Source organism: Paraconexibacter sp. (assembly GCF_059438195.1).
On the sequence record NZ_JBLKKY010000043.1, the window covers coordinates 1 to 19007 of the forward strand.

Genomic DNA, 19007 nt, shown 5'->3' on the forward strand with positions numbered 1-19007 from the left:
GAAGGTACGCCGCCCTCTTCTTCATCGCCGTCCACAACATCTGGGTATAGCTCCCCCGGGGTCTCAGGTCGACGACGTTCGCCATGCCGTGACCGAACACCTGAAAGACGACCGGCCCAACGCTGACGCCGGCGAGGTACACGCTCCAAGGGGTTTCGTGTCCGTCCCCGACCGCGAGTCCTACGCGCTTCGAGCCGTGCGCGGCAAAGACCGGGAAGCGTTGACCGCAGTAGCGCGCCATCAAGACGACGGTGTCGCTCGGAGGCTGCCCGCGGCTCGCCGCCACCGACCGTCGGTGCTGCTCAGGGATCAAGGGATCCGGCGGGCCAAGTCGTACGCCATGATCGTCTTGGTCGCCCATGCCCCGAGAATCGACACTGCCTGAGGGGCAAGCGCAACGGAGTCGTTCGCGACCATCCGGCGGAGCCACGGACGCACCGAATCCTCGAGGCCGTGCATCCACCCGTTGTTGCATTCGCGGCACACCTTCTTGACGGTTAGGCCCGCGATAGGCGCCCGCCACACGCGTTCCGTCGTGCCATCGGTCTGAAGAACGAACGGCGCGTCGAAACCGTCGTCGACAAGTGGTCCAAGCCAACGCGGGAGGACGTGCTCCCGCGTAAGGGGCCTAGCCTTGCCGCAGAAGGCGCAGCCTCGGTCCTGCCGGGAAGCCTCTTCGGATTCGTTAGCGGGCGCGCTGGCCCCTCCGCCGGGACGAAGTTGATGCTCGGCCATGGTTCTCGGGCACGACCATAGGCGCATAGTCGGATGGTGGGCGCCCCGCGGGTACCAAATCGGGCACCAATCTGAGCGAAACCGAGAGCAACTGAAAAGAAGAAAAACGCCTATCTATCGGCGTTCGGAACCCGCCGAGGCCCCCACAAGCGACCTCATAACCCGAAGGTCGCAGGTTCGAATCCTGCCCCCGCTACTTCCGAAACGCCTGCATCTGCAGGCGTTTCGTCGTTCTGGAACCGCCGCGAAACCCTCAGGCGAGCGGTCTCGCGATGCGGTCGTCCTCCGGGGCCGCGACCTCGGGCGGCTCGACGTGGATGCGGGCGCGAGGCGGCAGATGGACGTCGGCGAGCGCGGTCGCAGGTGCGACGGTCCGCCGGCGGTAGATCACGTGGGCGCGGCGGAGGTAGTGCAGGGGCACGGACCACGCGTGCACGAGACGGCTGAACGGCCACACGGCGTAGAGCAGCATCGCGGCGAGCGCGTGCGCCTGGTAGACGAGCGGCGCGCCGGCGATCTCCTCGACCGCGGGGTCGAGTCCGAACAGCCCGCGGAACCACGGGGCGACGGTCTCCCGGTAGTCGTGGCCCCCGCCGAGCAGGTTGACTCCGATCGTGGCCCACATCCCGCTCAGGACCACGGCGAGGAGAAGCGCGTACGTGAGCCGGTCGCCGGCCGAGGTCGTGCGCCGGACGCGCGGCACGGCGGCGCGCCGGAACAGCAGGAGGAGGAGCCCGGCCGTCATCGCGAGTCCGGCGATCGTCCCGGCGGTCACGGAGACGTCGTGGTAGAGGTGCTCGTCCACTCCGACGGCCTCGGTCGCCGAGGCGGGGACGAGGATGCCGAGCACGTGTCCGCCGATCACCGCGAAGAGCCCGAGGTGGAAGAGGAGGATGCCGGGACGCAGCAGCCTGCCCTCCAGGAGCTGCGTCGAGCGCGTCGTCCAGGTCAGCTGGTCGCGCCGCCAGCGCCAGACGTGCCCGACGGCGAACACCGTGAGGCAGGCGTAGGGGACGACGATCCAGAGGAGCACGTCCATTCGGCTCACTTCGCGACACCTCCTGCACAGGAGACGGGCATGACATCGGGCGGGGCGAACGGCTCGAGCCCGACCTGCTCGGTGGGCGGCCCCTCAGCGGCGAGCCGCGCCGTGTCGCGCAGCTGGGCGTCGTCGAGCGGGCCCAGCAGCCAGCGCAGCGCGGCGAACAGGTGCTCATAGGGACTGCCCCGCTCGGCGAGGGCCGCTCCGATCACCTCGATCGCGGGGCGGAACTCGTTGAGGATGCCGACCCCTGCCTCGGGTCCCGCGACATCCGCGACCTCGAGGAGGACGGCGAGGTGGTCCGGGAGCTCGGCGTCGAGCGACTGCACGCCGAGGCGCTCGAACAGCCGGCGCAGCTTCAGCAGCGCGACGCCGCGCTGGCGCTGGTCGCCGTGCTCGAAGTACGACAGCTCGAGGCTCGTCCTCCGCGAGAAGTCGAACGTCTCGACGTAGAGCGGCTGGGGCTCCTGCGGCTCTGCCCGCAGGAACGCGAGCAGCCCGCTGCGAGCGGGTGTGTCGGGCAGCGCACGGGCGGCCGCGGCGATCTCCGGCCGCAGCTCCATGAGCTCCTCGTCGGGGTAGGCGAGCAGAAGCGAGAGAAGCTTGAACGGCGTCGTCATCGCCTCGCCCCCGGTCCCCGGCGGCGTTCCTCGCGTTCGCGTGCGCGACGCTGCTGCAGAGCGCGGAGCCGTGGGTTGTCGCGGTGGACGGGAAGGTGGAAGCCGTTGCCGTCGCCGTTGCCGTCCGCGCGCGTCCCGGCGAGCGCCTCGGCGGGCGCCTGCGGCCCGCAGGAGCCCGGCCCGCCGGGGTAGTCCAGGCCGCAGGCGCCCTGCTGATGCTGGCTCAGCTCGCTCGCGAGCTCGCGGTGGGCGGGGGGCACGACGAACCGGTCCTCGTAGTTGGCGATCGCCAGCAGCCGGTACATGTCCCGCACCTCGGCCGGGACGTCGGCGCCGCTGATGGTGTGCTCGCGCATGAGCGCGCGCATGGCCGCGAGCCGACGCAGCACGCCCCGGATGACCTCCTCGTCGCCCGCGCTGAGGATGTTCGCGAGGTACTGCACGGGGATCCGCATCGCGTCGATCGCTCCGAACACGTCGTCGGGACGGGCGTGGTCGATCACGCCCTGCACCGGCGAGAGGGGCGGCACGTACCAGACCATCGGCAGCGTGCGGTACTCCGGGTGCAGCGGCAGCGCGATGCGGTGCTTCATCGCGAGCGCCCACACCGGTGAGCGCCGGGCCGCCTCGATCCAGTCCTCGGGGATCCCCTCGCGGCGCGCGGCCTCGCGCACCGCCGGGTCCTCCGGATCGAGGAAGACCTCGAGCTGGGCGTCGAGCAGATCACGCTCGTCGGGCGTCGACGCCGCCTGCTCGACGCGGTCGGCGTCGTAGAGGACGAGGCCGAGGTACCGGATGCGTCCGACGCACGTCTCCGAGCAGACGGTGGGGAGCCCGGCCTCGACGCGCGGGTAGCACAGGGTGCACTTCTCCGCCTTGCCGGACGCGTGGTTGAAGTAGACCTTCTTGTACGGGCAGCCGGAGACGCACATCCGCCATCCCCGGCAGGCGTGCTGATCGACGAGGACGATCCCGTCCTCGTCGCGCTTGTACATCGCGCCCGACGGGCACGAGGCGACGCAGGCCGGGTTGAGGCAGTGCTCGCAGATGCGGGGCAGGTACATCATGAAGACCTGCTCGTACGAGGCCTTGATCTCCTCCTGCAGGCCGGCGAGGTTGGGGTCCTGCGGCACGGTCTCGGTCCCGCCGGCGAGATCGTCCTCCCAGTTGGGACCCCACTCGAGGCTCATGGGACGCCCGTCGAGGCGCGAGATCGGCCGGGCGACCGGCTGCTCCTTGCTCGGCCCGGACCTCGTCAGCGTCTCGTAGTCGTAGGTCCAGGGCTCGTAGTAGTCGTCGATCGACGGGAGGTCCGGGTTGAAGAAGATGTTCGCGAGCTTCTGCAGCCGGCCACCCGCCTTCAGGCGCAGCCGCCCGTCCGGGCCGAGCTCCCAGCCTCCCCGCCGCTCCGACTGGTCCTCCCACCGCTGCGGGTAGCCGACACCGGGCTTCGTCTCGACGTTGTTGAACCACATGTACTCCGCGCCGTCGCGGTTGGTCCACACGTTCTTGCACGTGACCGAGCAGGTGTGGCACCCGATGCACTTGTCGAGGTTCATCACCATCGCGACCTGAGCCTTGACGCGCATCAGTACGTCACCTCCGTCGTGCGCTTGCGGATGACCGTGACCTCATCGCGCTGGGCGCCGGTCGGTCCGTAGTAGTTGAAGCCGTAGGCGAGCTGGGCGTAGCCGCCGATCATGTGCGTCGGCTTCATGTGGATCTGCGTCGGCGAGTTGTGGGTCCCCCCGCGCCGGCCCGTGGTCTCGGAGATCGGCACGTTGATGTGCCGGTCCTGCGCGTGGTACATGAGCGCGGTCCCGGCGGGGATCCGGTGGCTGACGACCGCTCGCGCGGCGACCGCGCCGTTGCGGTTCGCCATCTCGATCCAGTCGTTGTCGGCGATCCCGACGCGCTCGGCGTCGACGTCCGACATCCACACCACGGGCCCGCCGCGGAACAGCGTGAGCATGTGGAGGTTGTCCTGGTAGGTCGAGTGGATCGACCACTTCGAGTGCGGTGTGAGGTAGCGGACCGCGACCTCCGCCTCGGTGGGGGAGACCTCGCGGTACCGGTCGAGCGGCGGCTTGTACGTCGCCAGCCCCTCCCCGTACTCCAGCAGCCAGCTGTGATCGCAGTAGAACTGCTGGCGGCCGGTGAGCGTCCGCCACGGCAGCTCGCGGTCGACGTTGACGCAGAAGGGCGAGTAGCGGCGCTCGCGCGACTCGATGCCCGACCACTCGGGGCTCGTGATGGTCTTGCGCGGCTGGACGCCCACGTCGGCGAACGTGTGCAGCTCGTCGACGCGGTCCTCGGCGAGGTCGGCGAGCCGCCTGCCGCTGCGGCGCTCGAGCGCTCGGAACCCCTGCACGGCGAGCCGGCCGTTCGTCGCGCCCGACAGCGCGAGGATCGCCTCGCAGACGTGACGAGCGGTCTCCAGGCGAGGCCGGCCCTCGGCGTCGATCCCGTTCTGGTCGCGGAGGTAGGGGATCTCGACGTCCGGCTGGAAGCCGACGCCCTTCCACTGCATCCCGAGCTCGGCGACGAGCGGGCCCAGCTGCGTCATCTTGCGGTGGAGTCCCGCGAGATCACGCTCGACGGTGACGAGCTTCGGCATCGTGCGGCCGGGCACCGGCTCGCACTCACCCGCCCGCCAGTCGCGGACCTCCCCGAGTGGCTGCGAGAGCTCGTCGGGCGTGTCGTGCAGGAGCGGGGCGGCGACGAGGTCCGTCGCCGAGGGGAGGTGCCGCGCGGCGAGGCGGCTGAACGACTCCGCGATGCGGACGAAGATGTCCCAGTCGGTGCGGGTCTCCCACGGTGGCGGGATCGCCGCGTTGAACGAGTGGACGAACGGGTGCAGGTCCGTCGTCGAGATGTCGTCCTTCTCGTACCAGGTGGCGGCCGGCAGCACGACGTCGGAGTGCAGGCAGGTGCCGTTCATGCGGAAGTCGAGCGTGACGAGCAGGTCGACCTTCCCGCGTGCCGCCTCCTCCCGCCAGACGACGTCCTGCGGACGCTCGCCCTCCGGCGTCTCCGAGTTGCGCACGCAGGCGTGCTCGACCCCGAGCAGGTGCTCGAGGAAGTACTCGTGGCCCTTGCTCGAGGAGCCGAGGAGGTTCGACCGCCACACCGTGAGGACGCGCGGGAAGTTCTCCGGGGCGCCGGGGTCCTCGCAGGCGAAGCGGAGCCGGCCGGCCTTCAGCTCCCGCACGACGTGCTCGGCGACCGGGACGCCCTCGGCGGCGGCGGACCGCGTGATGTCGAGCGGGTTGCGGTCGAACGTCGGGTACGACGGCAGCCAGCCGAGCCGCACCGCCTGCGCATGGGCGTCCGCGGCGTGGCGCCCGTGCTCGTCGGGGCGGTCGTAGCGCCACTGCTCGGTGGCGAGGTACCACGCGGGCGTCGAGGCCTGGTGCCGCGGCGGGCGCTGGTGGTCGAGGGCGAAGGCGATCGTGCCGAAGCCGGTGACCGGCCGGCACTTCTCCTGGCCGACGTAGTGCGCCCAGCCTCCGCCGTTGCGGCCCTGGCAGCCGCAGAGCAGCACGAGGTTGAGCATCGCGCGGTAGATGAGGTCGGAGTGGAACCAGTGGTTCGTCCCCGCGCCCATCATGATCATCGACCGGCCCTCGGTGCGCTCGGCGTTGCGCGCGAACTCGCGGGCGGTCTGGACGACGAGGTCCGCGTCCACGCCGGTGATCGGCTCCTGCCAGGCGGGGGTGTAGGGAGCGGGATCGTCGTAGCCGCTCGGCCAGTCGCCCGGGAGGTCGTCCGACCTCCGCACGCCGTACTGGGCGCAGAGCAGATCGAGCACCGTGCAGACCCGATGGCCGCCCACCCGGCGCACCGGCACGCCGCGCACCACCGTCCGCTCGTCGGTCGGCTCGAAGCACGGCAGGCGCAGCTCGGCCAGCTCGTCGTGGCGGCCGAGCATGGAGAGGGCCGGGATCGCGCCGCCGAGGTCGAGGTTCCAGCGTCCTTCGCCCTCCTCGCCCCAGCGATCGCCGATCGTGCCGTTGGGGACGATCGGCGCGTCGCTGGTCTCGTCGATGAGGACCGTCCGCCACTCGCCGTGCTCGCGCTCGTCGGCGAGGTCGGAGGCGCGGAGGTAGCGGTCCGCGGTCAGGCCGCCGTCCGGGTGGTCGCGCAACGTCACGAGGAAGGGCAGGTCGGTGAACCGCCTGGCGTAATCGGTGAAGTACGGGACCTCCCGGTCGACGTGGAACTCGCGCAGGATGACGTGCCCCATGGCCATCGCGAGCGCCGCGTCGGTGCCGGGCTGAGCGGGCAGCCAGGTGTCGGCGAACTTCGTGTGGTCCGAGTAGTCGGGACTGACGACGACCGTCTTCGTGCCCTTGTAGCGCGCCTCGGTCATGAAGTGCGCGTCGGGGGTGCGCGTCATCGGGATGTTCGAGCCCCACATCATGAGGTAGCCGGCGTTCCACCAGTCCGCGGACTCCGGCACGTCGGTCTGGTCGCCCCACACCTGCGGCGACGCCGGCGGGAGGTCGGCGTACCAGTCGTAGAAGCTCATGCACACCCCGCCCATGAGGCTGAGGAAGCGGGCGCCGCCGGCGTAGGAGGCCATCGACATCGCGGGGATGGGCGAGAAGCCCATGCAGCGGTCGGGCCCCCACGTCTTCGTGGTGTGGAGGTGCGCCGCCGCGACGAGATCGGCGATCTCGTCCCACGAGGACCGCACGAAGCCGCCCTTGCCCCGCTCGCCCTTGTAGCGGGCGGTGCGCTCGGGGTCGGACACGATCGCCGCCCAGGCATGCACGGGATCTCCGTGCTCGGCCAGCGCCGCGCGCCACTCCTCGAGCAGCGCCCCGCGCACGTACGGGTGCCGGATCCGCAGCGGCGAGTACACGTACCAGGAGAACGACGCTCCGCGAGGACAGCCGCGCGGCTCGTAGTCGGGGACGTCCGGGCCGTTGGACGGGTAGTCCGTCTGCTGCGTCTCCCAGGTGATGAGGCCGTCCTTGACGTGGATCTTCCACGAGCACGACCCGGTGCAGTTCACGCCGTGGGTCGAGCGCACGACCTTGTCGTGCTGCCAGCGCTGGCGGTAGAAGCGCTCCCACTCACGCGGGTCGGAGCGCACCTCGGACCAGGCCCCGGCGTGGGGCTCGCCCGGGGCGAGGAATCGGCGCCTGCTCAGTCGGCTCATCGCGCTGAACATAGACACGCGATCGCATTTCGAAAGTGTGATTCCGCAGGTCTGCGGGCTTCCCGAAGCGCCTCTGCGGAGCACCCGAACCGCGACGGGGGAAGAGTGCGGCTACGGCGTGGCGGGCTCCCTGCGATACCTGCCGACATGCGCTCGGACCACGCAGGGCAGACGCGAGCACTCATCCTCGCCACGGTCGCCTTCACGACCTGCTTCTACGCCTGGAGCCTGCTCGGGCCGCTCGCGCCCGACCTGCAGGAGGAGCTCGGCCTGTCGGAGGTCGAGACGGCGGCGATGGTCGCCGTCCCCGTCATGCTCGGCGCGCTGCTGCGCGTCCCGATGGGGCTTCTCACCGACCGCCACGGCGGGCGGGTCGTCTTCTCGTCGCTGATCGCCTTCTCGATCCTGCCGCTCGTCGGACTCGCCGTCGTGCACGACGTCTACTGGCTCATCCTCCTGTTCGGCTTCTTCCTCGGCGTGACGGGCGCCTCGTTCGCCGTGGGCATCCCCTACGTCAACCGCTGGTACGGCGCGGAGCGCCAGGGCTTCGCCCTGGGCATGTACGGCATGGGCATGGGAGGGACAGTGCTCGCCGCCCTGACGGCGCCGAAGATCGCCGACGCCTGGGGACTCGCCGCGCCGTTCTGGCTGGCGGCCGGCATGCTCGCGGTCGTCGGGGTGATGTGGGCGGCGATGGCGCGGACCGCGCCAGGCGTGCAGCTGCACTCGGGGCCCGGCGTGAGCTTCCTCGCGCCGCTCGCCGTGTTCCGCACATCGAGGCGCGCCTGGGGTCTGACGCTCTTCTACTTCCTCGCCTTCGGCGGCTTCGTGGCGATGTTCCTCTACCTGCCGAAGCTGCTCGTCGGCGTCCACGACCTCACGAAGGTCGACGCCGGCGTCCGCGCCGCCGGCTTCGCCATGCTGGCGGTCCTCGCCCGGCCGGCCGGCGGCTGGCTCGCCGATCGTCTCGGTGCGGAGCGGGTCCTGCGCTGGTCGTTCGTCGCAACCGCGATCCTCGGCGTCGCGCTCGCGTTCTCCTACGAGAGCATGGTGCCGCTGACGATCAGCTCCCTGTCGCTCGCGGTGGCACTCGGTCTCGGCACCGGGGCGGTGTTCAAGCTCGTCGCGGCCTGGTTCCCGGATCGGGTCGGCGCCGTCACCGGGGTCGTCGGCGCCGCCGGCGGTCTCGGCGGTTTCTTCCCGCCGCTCGTCATGGGCGTCGTCAAGGCGGCCACCGGCAGCTACCTCCTGGGATTCCTGCTCATGGCGGTCGTCGCGGTCGTCGCGCTCATCGTCCTCGAGGCCCTGTCGCGCCCGGCCGACAAGGCCTCCCCGGGCGGACGTGAGCGCTCGCACGCCAGGAGGTCGCGGCGGTCCGCGCTCGCGCGCCGGCCCGGCGCCGCCCTCGGGCAGCGCGCCGTGCGCTGAGACCTGGACGTCGTGCGCTCGCCCGAGGACGTCGTCCGCCGGCGAGCGCCCTCACGAGGGGCCCGCGTCGCCCACGAGCGGCGCGAGCCGGAGCGCGACGAGCAGCTCGGTCATCCGCGGCTTGACCGGATGGCCGAGGTGGGTCTCGATCGCCTGGAGCCGGTTGCCGATCGTGTTCTCGTGGACGCCGAGGCGGCGGGCCGTCCGGCGCGGGCTGAGGCCCTCCTCGAGGTACACCCGCAGGGTGGAGGCGAGGCGGCGAGCCTCGTCGTCGTCGGCGGCGAGCGACTTCAGCTCGGTCGCGACGAAGATCCGGGCGCGGTCGAGATCGGCGCTCGCCATCGCGGCGACGGCGGCCGCGGAGTAGGGCACGACCGAGCCTGCGCGCCGCCCGGACAGCCGTGCGACACGCAGCGCGTCCATCGCCTCCGCGTGACTGCGGCGGAACCCCGCGAGCCCGGCCCCGGCCGAGCCCGTCGCGACGAGGACCGCGGCGGTCGCCTCGCGGGGCCGCCGCTCGGCCTGCAGGCCCTCCGGGTCGGCCGAGTCGACCCAGCCGGCTGCGAGCCGCCCCTGGAGCGGCACGATCAGCCGGTCGCGGCCGTGGAGGGCGTCGGCGACCGCGCCCGCCGCGCGCTCGATCGCGCCGGGGTCGCCGGCGCCCGAGCCGCTTCCCGGTTCCCACACGACGAACGCGGTGTGCACGTGCTCGAGGTCGTAGCCGAGTGCGGCGCCGGCGGCGCCCACGTCGCTCGTCTCGCCCGCGAGCAGCGCGCGCACCATGTCGGCGTGCGCGGCGGCGGTCGTGCGCACCCAGCGCTCCCGCTCGTCCGTCCAGCGACGGACGAGACCGCTGTCGAGCGCGCGGACGAACTCGAACGTCGCGATCGCCGACTCCTCCACGACGCGGGCGAGCGCCGCAGGGTCCTCCATCGCCGTGCGGAGGTCGCCGGTCCAGCGCTCGAAGAACGCGGCGTGGCCGATGTGGTAGGCGCGCAGGAGCGCGTCGAGCGGAAGCCCGCGACGGACGAGCTCGCGTGCGAAGTCGATCGCGGGCTCCGGCGGCTCGACGGCGTCGAGCGGCGCCTGGGCCGCGAGGCACTGGACGAACAGCGCGATGACGCTCTCCGTGCTCGTCCGCGTCGCCTCGCGCAGATCGGCATCCGCCTCGAGCTGGGGGAGCTCCCGGTGGATCGCGGCCGTCAGCTCCTCCGCGATCGCCTCCGTCCACGCAGGGTCGCCGGCGAAGCGCAGCACGAGGTCGCGGAGCGCGACGGGCATGGCGGGATCGTCGCACACCGATGTGGAGAGTCCACAGCGTGCGACGTCCGCACTGCCGAACCTGCCCATGGGAACGGGCGGTGCCGCAGTCGAGAATCGACAACACCCGACGCAGGAGGACGATGACATGCACCGGACACCGCAGGTCCTGGCCATCGATGCCGGCGGCACGATGACCGACACGTTCATCGTCGACGAGGCGGGCGAGTTCGTCGTCGGCAAGTCGCAGACGACCCCGGAGGACGAGTCGATCGGCTTCATGTCCTCGGCACGCGACGCGCTCGCCCAGTGGGACAGCACCCCGGAGGAGGCCTTCGGCCACATCGCGTCGGGCATCTTCAGCGGGACGGCGATGCTCAACCGCCTGCTCTCCCGCAAGGGGCTGCGGATCGGTGCGATCGTGAGCGCCGGCCAGGAGGACTACCTGCGCATCGAGCGGGCGATCCAGACGCACCTCGGGTACTCCTACGCCGACCGGCTGCACCTCGCGACGCACCACCACAACCCGCCGCTCGTCCCGCGCGCGCGGATGAAAGGTGTGCGCGGACGCATCGACGTGCTCGGGCGCGAGGTGCTGCCGCTGCGTGAGCAGGACGCACGCGACGCCGTCGCCGACCTCCTGGAGGAGGGGGTGCAAGGCATCGTCGTGTGCCTGCTCTTCTCCTATCGCAACCCCGTCCACGAGCGTCGCGTCGGCGAGATCGTCTCCGAGGAGCTCGCGCGCCGCGGCACCAACGGCTCCGTGCCGCTGTTCCTCTCGTGCGACCTGTACCCCATGCGCCGCGACCTGCCGCGCCTCAACTCGACGCTCGTCGAGGCCTACGCGGCGGAGCCGAGCCGCAGCACGCTCCACGCGGTGCGCAGCCGGACCAAGGAGGCCGGGGCCGGCTTCGAGCTGCGGGTCATGGCCTGCCACGGCGGGACGGTCTCGATCCAGGCGAAGGAGCTCGCCCGCACACTCGTCTCCGGGCCGATCGGCGGCGTCGTCGGCGCTGCCGAGCTCGCCCGCCGGACGGGTGAGCGCAACGTCCTCTGCACGGACATCGGCGGCACCTCGTTCGACATCGCGCTCATCACCGACGGGCGCTACGACATCACGCCGACGCCGGACATCGCTCGCTTCGTGCTCAACATGCCGCTCGTCCACATCGACTCGATCGGCGCGGGCACCGGGTCGTTCGTCCGGGTCAACCCCAACTCCAACCGGCCGGAGCTCGGGCCCGACTCCGCCGGAGCGCGGATCGGCACCTGCTGGCCCGAGGGCGGCCTCGACACCGTCTCGGTCACCGACCTCAACCTCGTCCTCGGGCGGGTGAACCCGGACTACTTCCTCGGAGGCGACATCACGCTCGACCCCGAGCGCGCCCACCACGAGGTCGCGCGCCAGATCGCGGATCCGCTCGGGCTCACCGTGCCCGAGGCGGCCTCCGGGGTCATCGAGCTCTTCGAGCAGACGCTCCGCCACGAGGCGGTCGGGCGGATCCTCGGCAAGGGCTACTCGCCGGCGGACTACACGCTCCTGTGCTACGGCGGCGGCGGCCCTCTCCACGTCGCGGGCTACACGAGCGGCGTCGCGTACCGGGACGTCCTCGTCCCCGCCTGGGCGGCGGGCTTCTCCGCGTACGGGTGCGCGTGTGCCGACTTCGAGTACCGCTTCGACCACACGGTCGACATGCCGCTCCTGCCGCACTTCGACGATGCCGCCCGAGCGGGGATCGGCGGGCTCGTGACCCAGACCTGGCGCTCGCTGGAGGACCGGGTCGCGGCCGAGTTCGCGAAGTCCGGCCTCGACGCGGACCGCATCCGCTTCACCCACGTGGTCCGGATGCAGTACTTCGGTCAGCTCAACGACATCGAGATCGTCTCCCCGACGCCGGCGCTCGAGACCGGCGAGCAGGTCGACGCGCTCGTCGCCGCCTTCGAGGAGGCCTACGGGAAGGCGTACGCCCGGTCGGCGCGGTCGCCCGAGCTCGGCTACCTCATCACGCAGGCGGTCGTCCTGGGTGCCGTCGACGTCGAGAAGCCCGTGCTGCCCGACCACCCGGAGCGGGCGAGCGCGCCCTCCCTCAAGGGGACGCGCGAGGTGCACTGGGGTGACGGCTACGTGAGCACCGACATCTACGAGCTCGGCGACCTGCGGCCGGGTGACGCGCTGCCCGGCCCGGCGATCGTCGAGTCCGTGGCGACCACGTTCGCGATCCCGCCGGGCCGCCGTGCGCGGCTGGACCGCCACGACATCTTCCACCTGAGCAACGAGGAGATCTGACCATGGCGACCGCAGACGCGACACGCGCGCTCGAGGAGCGCACCGAGCCGCCCATCGGCTGGGACCGCCTGACGCTGCGAGAGATGCTCGACGAGTCCGACCGGCTGTTCGCCGACACCGGCTCGTACTACGGGCTCACCGGTGAGCTGGCGATGAAGGACACCGACCCGATCGGCTACGAGAAGCTGTTCGCGCGACTGCGCGGCGGGCTCGTCTCGGCTCGCGAGACGGCGCTGAACATCTCCGCCTCGCCGATCGTGCGCGAGCTCGGGGAGCTGTGCTTCGCGCTCTACACCCCGGAGGGCGACTCGATCGCCCTCAGCACCGGGATCATCGTCCACGTCCACACGATGTCCGACGCGATCAAGTTCATGGTCCGCAACGGCTGGGAGGACAACCCGCGGATCCGGCCGGGGGACATCTTCGCCAACAACGACCCTGTCATCGGCGACGTGCACAACGCAGACGTGCAGACGTTCGTGCCGATCTTCGACCCGGGCGGATCGGGTGAGCTCGTCGCCTGGGCGGGCGGCGTGACGCACGTCCTCGACATCGGCGCCTCGACGCCGGGCGGCGTGCCGGTCGGGCCCACGAACCGCCTCGACGACGGCATCGACCTGCCGTGCATGAAGATCGGCGAGGACGACGAGCTCGCGCAGTGGCACCTGCAACGCTGCCGCAAGCAGACCCGCGCCCCCATGTACTACCTGCTCGACGAGCGCACGCGCCTCGCGGGCTGCCACATGGTGCGCGACGCGGTCGAGCGCGTGATCCTCGAGGAGGGCCTCGACCGCTTCAAGCATTTCTCCCGCGAGGTCATCGAGGAGGGGCGGCGATCGTTCAAGTCGCGCATCCGCGAGATGACGGTCCCCGGCCGGTACCGCGCGGCGACGTTCATGGACGTCACGTTCGCCGACAAGGAGCGGCTGCCCGCCCGCGCCCGGCGCGACTTCCTCATGCAGGGGCCCTTCGAGGTGCGCATCGGCGGCGACGGCGACTACGCCCTCGACCTCGAGGGGACCTCGGCGTGGGGCTGGCACTCGATGAACTGCACGCCATCGGGCATGCAGGGCGCGATCTGGGTGCAGTTCACGCAGACGCTCATCTGCAACGACAAGGTCAACGACGGCGCCTACCTCGCGCTGCAGACGAACTTCCCCGAGGGCACCGTCGCGAACCTCGGCGAGGCCGAGGGCTCGACCGGGATCGCCTGGGCCTTCCTGCAGCCGGCCTTCACAGGCTTCCCGCGGACGCTCTCGCGCGCGCTCCAGGCACGCGGCTTCATCGAGGAGGTCATCGGGGCGTACTCGGTGTCGGGCAACGTCGTGCAGGGCGGCGGCGTCGACCAGTACGGCAACTCCGCGGCGATCATGAACTTCGAGATCGCGGCGCAGGGCGTAGGCGCGAAGTACGTCCTCGACGGGACGGACACCGCGGCGGCGATGTTCAACCCCGAGGGCGACGCCGGCGACGTCGAGATGTGGGAGCTGATCTGTCCGATGGTGTACCTGTCGCGACGGATGAAGCCGAACACCGCGGGACCGGGCCGGCATCGCGGCGGAGCGAGCTTCGAGTCGCTGCAGATGGTCTCCGGCACGCCGTTCTGGGAGCTGCAGAACCTCGGCACCGCGCGCCTCTTCAGCTCGCAGGGCCTGTTCGGCGGCTATCCCGGATCGTGCGCCTACATCCACAACATCAAGGACAACGACCTCGCGGACCTCGCCGCGCGCGGCGAGGCCTACCCGGTCGCCGACGGCGACTTCGACGATCCGGCGCTCCTCGCGATCGCCGGCGAGCGGACCTACAAGCAGGACAACTTCACCCTGCTCGAGCCGTTCGCCGACGGTGACCTCTACCTCTCGGTGATGAAGGGCGCGCCCGGCCTGGGCGATCCGCTGCTGCGCCGGCCCGACGCGGTCGCCGAGGACGTCGAGGGCGAGCTGCTCATGCCCCGCTTCGCGGAGTCCGTCTACGGCGTCGTCCTCGGAGCCGACGGCCGACCCGAGCCGGCGGCGACGGAGGCGCGACGGGAGGCCCTGCGCCGAGAGCGGCTCGCCGGGGCGCGACCCGCCCGCGACTGGTGGGCGGCGGAGCGCGAGCGGGTCCTCGCGGGCGACGTGATCGAGCCGGTTCTCGTCGCCTACACCGAGTCCATGCGCCTGTCGGCGACGTGGGCGGCGGAGTTCCGCGGCTTCTGGGACCTGCCGGCGGACTTCGAGTACGACGCGCCGACGCCGACCGTCGCCGCGACGAGCGCCGTGCCGGGGCGCGTCACGCCGGAGGAGTCGGCGGACCGCTTCCTCGCCGAGTCGACCGTCGCCGAGGTGGCGCCGCCACGGACCGCGCGCGGCTCGACGCTCGAGGCCGGCACGCTGGAGGCGCTGCTCGACGAGCGCCTGTCGCGTCACGAGGTGAAGACGATCCAGTCCTCCTACAAGGACGCGGACCGCTTCGACAAGTGGGTCGCCCTCGTGCAGGCGCGCGTGCCCTACGACGACGCCGTCGTCCTCCCGGTCGGGGAGGGGCTGAACATCGTGCGTCGACGTGACGACGGCGCTCTCGTCGTCCGCTGCGACTGCGGCCACGACTTCTGCCGCCACGACCGCAACTGGAAGATGGAGGCCGCCGTGCGGGTCCGCGCCGACGACGCGTCGATGCAGGAGATCTACCCGCGCTTCGCCCATGCCGACCCGGCGTGGATGGAGCTGCGCGAGTTCTTCTGCCCGTCGTGTGCGCGGCTGTTGGAGACGGAGGCCGTGGCGCCCGGCTACCCCGTCGTCCACGACTTCCTGCCGGATGTCGAGGGCTTCTACCGGGGCTGGCTCGGCCGCCCGGTCCCGTGAGCCGGCGTGACGGATGAACCTCGGAAAGCGAGGTTCATCCGTCGCACCTCGGCTGTGAGCGACGAGCAGGCCCGCGAGTCGCTCCGTGCCGACAAGGGCCGGGGGCGTTGCATGTCAAGGCCGTTACGAATAGGTTTTGGGCATGCCAAAAGAAGGTTCTTGGTCACCTGTGACACGCCGCCGCCTGCTCGCGGGCGGGGTGGCCGCCGGCGCGGCGCTGCCGGCGCTCCGCGGCCTCGGGCCCGGTGGCGGGGTGACCGAGGCGGCGGGAGCGCAGGGCGCCGGGCACCAGGGCGGCGGCGCCGGCGCGGGGGACCACGGCGGCGGCCACGCAGGCCCCACGTTCCGCAAGGGGCAGACCGTCGATCACGCGGCGAACGGCTTCCACCCGACCGCGATGCTGCGCGACTTCGACCGCGGAACGACGCGGCGCGCACCCGACGGGCGGGTGATCCGCGAGTGGACGGTGATCGCCGAGGACAAGGAGATCGAGCTCGCCCCGGGCGTCACCTACCCGGCCTGGACGTACAACGGGCGGATCCCCGGTCCGACGCTGCGCTGCCGCGAGGGCGAGCTCCTGCGCGTCGAGTTCATCAACGGCTCCGAGCACCCGCACACGATGCACTTCCACGGGTTCCACTCTCCGCTCATGGACGGGGTCCCCGGGATCGGCGCCGGCCTCATCGAACCCGGTGAGCGGACCGTCTACGAGTTCGAGGCCGAGCCGTTCGGCTGCCACCTCTACCACTGCCACGTCGCCCCGCTCGCCGAGCACATCGCCCGCGGGCTCTACGGCGCGTTCATCATCGATCCGCCGGAGGACCGGCCGCCCGCCGACGAGATGGTGATGGTGATGAACGGCTTCAACACGACGTTCGACGCCGAGGGCAACCAGCTCTACGCGGTCAACACGATCCCGTTCCACTACATGAACGAGCCGATCGAGGTGAAGGTCGGCGAGCTCGTGCGGATCTACCTCGTCAACGCCCTCGAGTACGACCCGATCAACAGCTTCCACGTCCACGCGAGCTTCTTCCAGCACTACCCGACGGGGACGTCCCTCCAGCCGGCCGAGCTCACCGACACGATCATCCAGGGCCAGGCCCAGCGCGCGATCCTCGAGATGCGCTTCAAGCACGAGGGGCTCTTCATGTTCCACGCGCACAAGACCGAGTTCGCCGAGCTCGGCTGGATGGGCTTCTTCGAGGCCGTCCGATGAGCGCGTCGCCGACCCCGACGCAGACCCGGCCCCCGACCCCGCCGGCGAGCGCCCCGCGGGACCGCCCGCCGCGCTGGGTCCTCGGGCTCGTCCCGCTGCTCCTCATCGTCGCCGCCGTCATCGCGCTGGCCACCGTGGGCGGGGACACGCTCGGCGAGCGCACGGGCCCGCCCCTCGAGGAGCTCTCGGTCGAGCAGACGACCCTGCGGCCGGGCGAGATCGAGCTGAAGCTCCGCAACGACGGCCCCGACGAGATCACGGTCGCGCAGGCCTTCGTCAACGACGCCTACGTCGACGCGACGGGCGCCACCGAGCCGATCGGGCGGCTCGGCAGCGACACGCTCACGCTCGACTACCCCTGGCAGGAGGGCTCGCCGCTCCTCGTGTCGATGCTCCTCTCGACGGGAGCGGTCATCGAGCACGAGATCGACGTCGCCGTCGAGACGCCGGAGGCCGACGCGGACTTCTACGGCCTCATGGCGCTGCTCGGCGTCTACGTCGGCGTCATCCCGGTCGCGCTCGGCATGCTGTTCCTGCCGTTCCTCGGGACGATCCGCCGCACGTGGATGCGCGGCGTCATGGCGCTCACCGTGGGGCTGCTCGGCTTCCTCGCCGTCGACGGCTACCTCGAGGGACTCGAGCTCGGCGAGCGGGCTCCGGGCGCGTTCGGCGGGGCCGAGCTGCTCTTCCTCGGGGCCGCGGTCGCCTATCTCGCCCTCGTCGGCGTGGACCGGTGGCTCGCCGCCCGCCGCGCGGCCGCTCGGGAGGGCGGCGCCTCGGGTCTCCAGCTCGCGTACCTCATCGCGATCGGGATCGGCCTCCACAACATGGGCGAGGGGCTGGCGATCGGCTCCGCGTACGCGATCGGGTCGCTCGCGCTCGGTGCGTTCCTCGTCGTCGGCTTCGCGATCCACAACACGACGGAGGGCATCGCGATCGTCGCGCCGCTCACCGACGCTCGGCCGCGGTGGTGGCAGCTCGGGTCCCTCGGTCTCATCGCCGGCGCTCCGGCGATCCTCGGCGCGTGGATCGGCGCGTCGAGCACCAACCCGTCGCTCACCGTCTTCCTCCTCGGCCTCGGGATCGGGGCGATCCTCCAGGTGATCGTCCAGCTCTGGCCGACGCTGCGCGACGGCGCCGGGCGGGCGCTCGACCAGACGACCGTCCTCGGCATCCTCGCCGGGGTCGCGGTGCTCTACCTCACGGGTCTGCTCATCGCCGTGTGAGGCGGCGGCCGGCCTACTGCGATCGCCGCAGGTAGCCGCGCAGCGCCGCCGCCGTGCGCACGCGCTCGCGGTCCCGCACCGCGAGGAAGCGGACGCGGCCCTTGCGCACCCCGAGGACGACGCCGGAGCCGCGCGAGGTCTCGAGGACGACGGTCCCGCCCATGACGAAGCGGCGGTGGGCGCGTGGGAACGCGCGGCGCACGGCGCGGACGGTCGCGCCCCGGCCGATGCCGCGGATCCTCAGCGCCGGGTTGGTCGTGAGGACGAACGTCGTCCGCGTCGCGGGGTCGCTCCCGGCCTCGCCGCTGCGGTCGCCGGCCTGGCCCACCATGAACTTGCCGCGACCGGCGACGCAGAACCGCAGGAAGCCGCGGTGCACGCGGACGGGGCGGCCGAGCTTCGCGCGCACGGCCGACTCGGTCGCGCCGACCCGGACCGGGCCGAGGTGGCGGCCGGACACCGAGCCGCGCAGGCGCGGGCAGCGCGGGCCGCGGTCGGGCGCACCGGGGACGCCCGCCCCGACCTCGTCGCTCCCCGCCGGCGGACTCGCGTAGACCGGCGGGCGCGACGCGTCCCTCGCGCGCGCGACGCAGCGCGGCTCGGCCTCGAGGTCGTTGCGCGTGATGACGCCGCCCGTCCCCGGACCCATCACCCGCGCGAACTCGGGCGGCATGCCGGGGAGGGTGGAGGGGTCGAACGTCTCGCCGCCGACGGTGAAGTTCGTCACGTACACGCCGCCCTCGCCCTTCGCCCGGTCGAAGAAGTAGCGGCCGTCGAACTCGTAGGTCGTGGTGCGCCCGTCCTCCTGGACGATCGAGCCTCGCCAGTGGTCGGACTGGTAGTAGAAGCAGACGGGGAGCGCGGCGGCGACGCGGGCCGGCTCCTTCAGGAGGAAGTCGACGAGCCCGAGCTCGTCGAGGTTCTGGCGGCGCTTGTCGAACTCGACGCAGTACGGATCGGCCGAGGGGTCCTCGACGGCGGTGCCGAGCCCGGCCTGCTGCAGCTCGCACGCGAACGGGTTCGTCCCGTCCCAGCCCGTGGGCGGCCGCGGGGCCGCGCTCGCGCTCGAGCACAGCACGAGCGCCGCGACCGCCGCGGCGATGACAGACCCTGCGCCCCGTCCCATGGCGCGAGTGTAGTCTGAACGACGTCGTTCGGTGGAGGATGGGGCCGGCGGCAG

The 19007-nt window shown here is 71.7% G+C and carries 12 protein-coding genes; 5 read left to right on the forward strand and 7 right to left on the reverse strand.

Annotated elements, in window-relative coordinates:
• The 5 genes from ACME2J_RS14645 to ACME2J_RS14665 form a co-directional block, all read right to left on the reverse strand.
• Positions 1-241: hypothetical protein (locus tag ACME2J_RS14645; protein ID WP_495545672.1), on the reverse strand; the 241-nt coding region annotated here is incomplete at its 3' end.
• Positions 242-988: 747 nt separating this feature from the next.
• Positions 989-1774, reverse strand: coding sequence for a respiratory nitrate reductase subunit gamma (narI, locus tag ACME2J_RS14650; protein ID WP_495545700.1), 786 nt, complete (start codon positions 1772-1774; stop codon positions 989-991).
• A 5-nt stretch (positions 1775-1779) separates the two neighbouring features.
• Positions 1780-2397: a nitrate reductase molybdenum cofactor assembly chaperone gene (narJ, locus tag ACME2J_RS14655; RefSeq protein WP_495545673.1), complete on the reverse strand. Its 618-nt coding sequence runs from the start codon at positions 2395-2397 to the stop codon at positions 1780-1782.
• The gene (narH, locus tag ACME2J_RS14660) at positions 2394-3986 is read right to left on the reverse strand and encodes a nitrate reductase subunit beta (protein ID WP_495545674.1); all 1593 of its coding nucleotides are present in this window, start codon (positions 3984-3986) and stop codon (positions 2394-2396) included. Before narH ends, narJ begins: the two co-directional genes overlap by 4 nt.
• Positions 3986-7564: a nitrate reductase subunit alpha gene (locus ACME2J_RS14665; RefSeq protein WP_495545675.1), complete on the reverse strand. Its 3579-nt coding sequence runs from the start codon at positions 7562-7564 to the stop codon at positions 3986-3988. The genes narH and ACME2J_RS14665 overlap by 1 nt, the downstream gene beginning before the upstream one ends.
• Before the next feature lie 147 nt (positions 7565-7711).
• Between ACME2J_RS14665 and ACME2J_RS14670 the strand changes: the two genes are divergently transcribed.
• On the forward strand, positions 7712-8992 hold the full coding sequence (locus ACME2J_RS14670; protein WP_495545676.1) for an MFS transporter: 1281 nt from the start codon (positions 7712-7714) through the stop codon (positions 8990-8992).
• Between the two features lie 51 nt (positions 8993-9043).
• Here ACME2J_RS14670 and ACME2J_RS14675 read toward each other — a convergent pair whose 3' ends face one another.
• Complete coding sequence (locus tag ACME2J_RS14675; protein ID WP_495545677.1) at positions 9044-10273, reverse strand: PucR family transcriptional regulator; 1230 nt, start codon at positions 10271-10273, stop codon at positions 9044-9046.
• Between the two features lie 127 nt (positions 10274-10400).
• On the opposite strand from ACME2J_RS14675, the gene ACME2J_RS14680 reads away from it, so the two are divergent.
• The 4 genes from ACME2J_RS14680 to ACME2J_RS14695 all read left to right on the forward strand — a co-directional run bounded on the left by ACME2J_RS14680 (position 10401) and on the right by ACME2J_RS14695 (position 17827).
• Positions 10401-12539 (forward strand): hydantoinase/oxoprolinase family protein, encoded by a 2139-nt coding sequence (locus tag ACME2J_RS14680; RefSeq protein WP_495545678.1) that lies wholly within the window; start codon positions 10401-10403, stop codon positions 12537-12539.
• 2 nt (positions 12540-12541) lie between these two features.
• Positions 12542-15382: a hydantoinase B/oxoprolinase family protein gene (locus ACME2J_RS14685; RefSeq protein ID WP_495545679.1), complete on the forward strand. Its 2841-nt coding sequence runs from the start codon at positions 12542-12544 to the stop codon at positions 15380-15382.
• A gap of 169 nt (positions 15383-15551) precedes the next feature.
• Positions 15552-16601 carry a multicopper oxidase domain-containing protein gene (locus ACME2J_RS14690; protein WP_495545680.1) on the forward strand — a complete coding sequence of 350 codons (1050 nt, stop codon included), beginning with the start codon at positions 15552-15554 and terminating at the stop codon, positions 16599-16601.
• Entirely contained in the window at positions 16598-17827 is a 1230-nt protein-coding gene (locus ACME2J_RS14695) for a ZIP family metal transporter (protein WP_495545681.1), read from the forward strand. The genes ACME2J_RS14690 and ACME2J_RS14695 overlap by 4 nt, the downstream gene beginning before the upstream one ends.
• 13 nt (positions 17828-17840) lie before the next feature.
• Here the strand turns inward: ACME2J_RS14695 and ACME2J_RS14700 are convergent, their stop codons facing one another.
• Positions 17841-18953 (reverse strand): hypothetical protein, encoded by a 1113-nt coding sequence (locus tag ACME2J_RS14700; RefSeq protein ID WP_495545682.1) that lies wholly within the window; start codon positions 18951-18953, stop codon positions 17841-17843.
• Positions 18954-19007 lie beyond the last annotated feature (54 nt).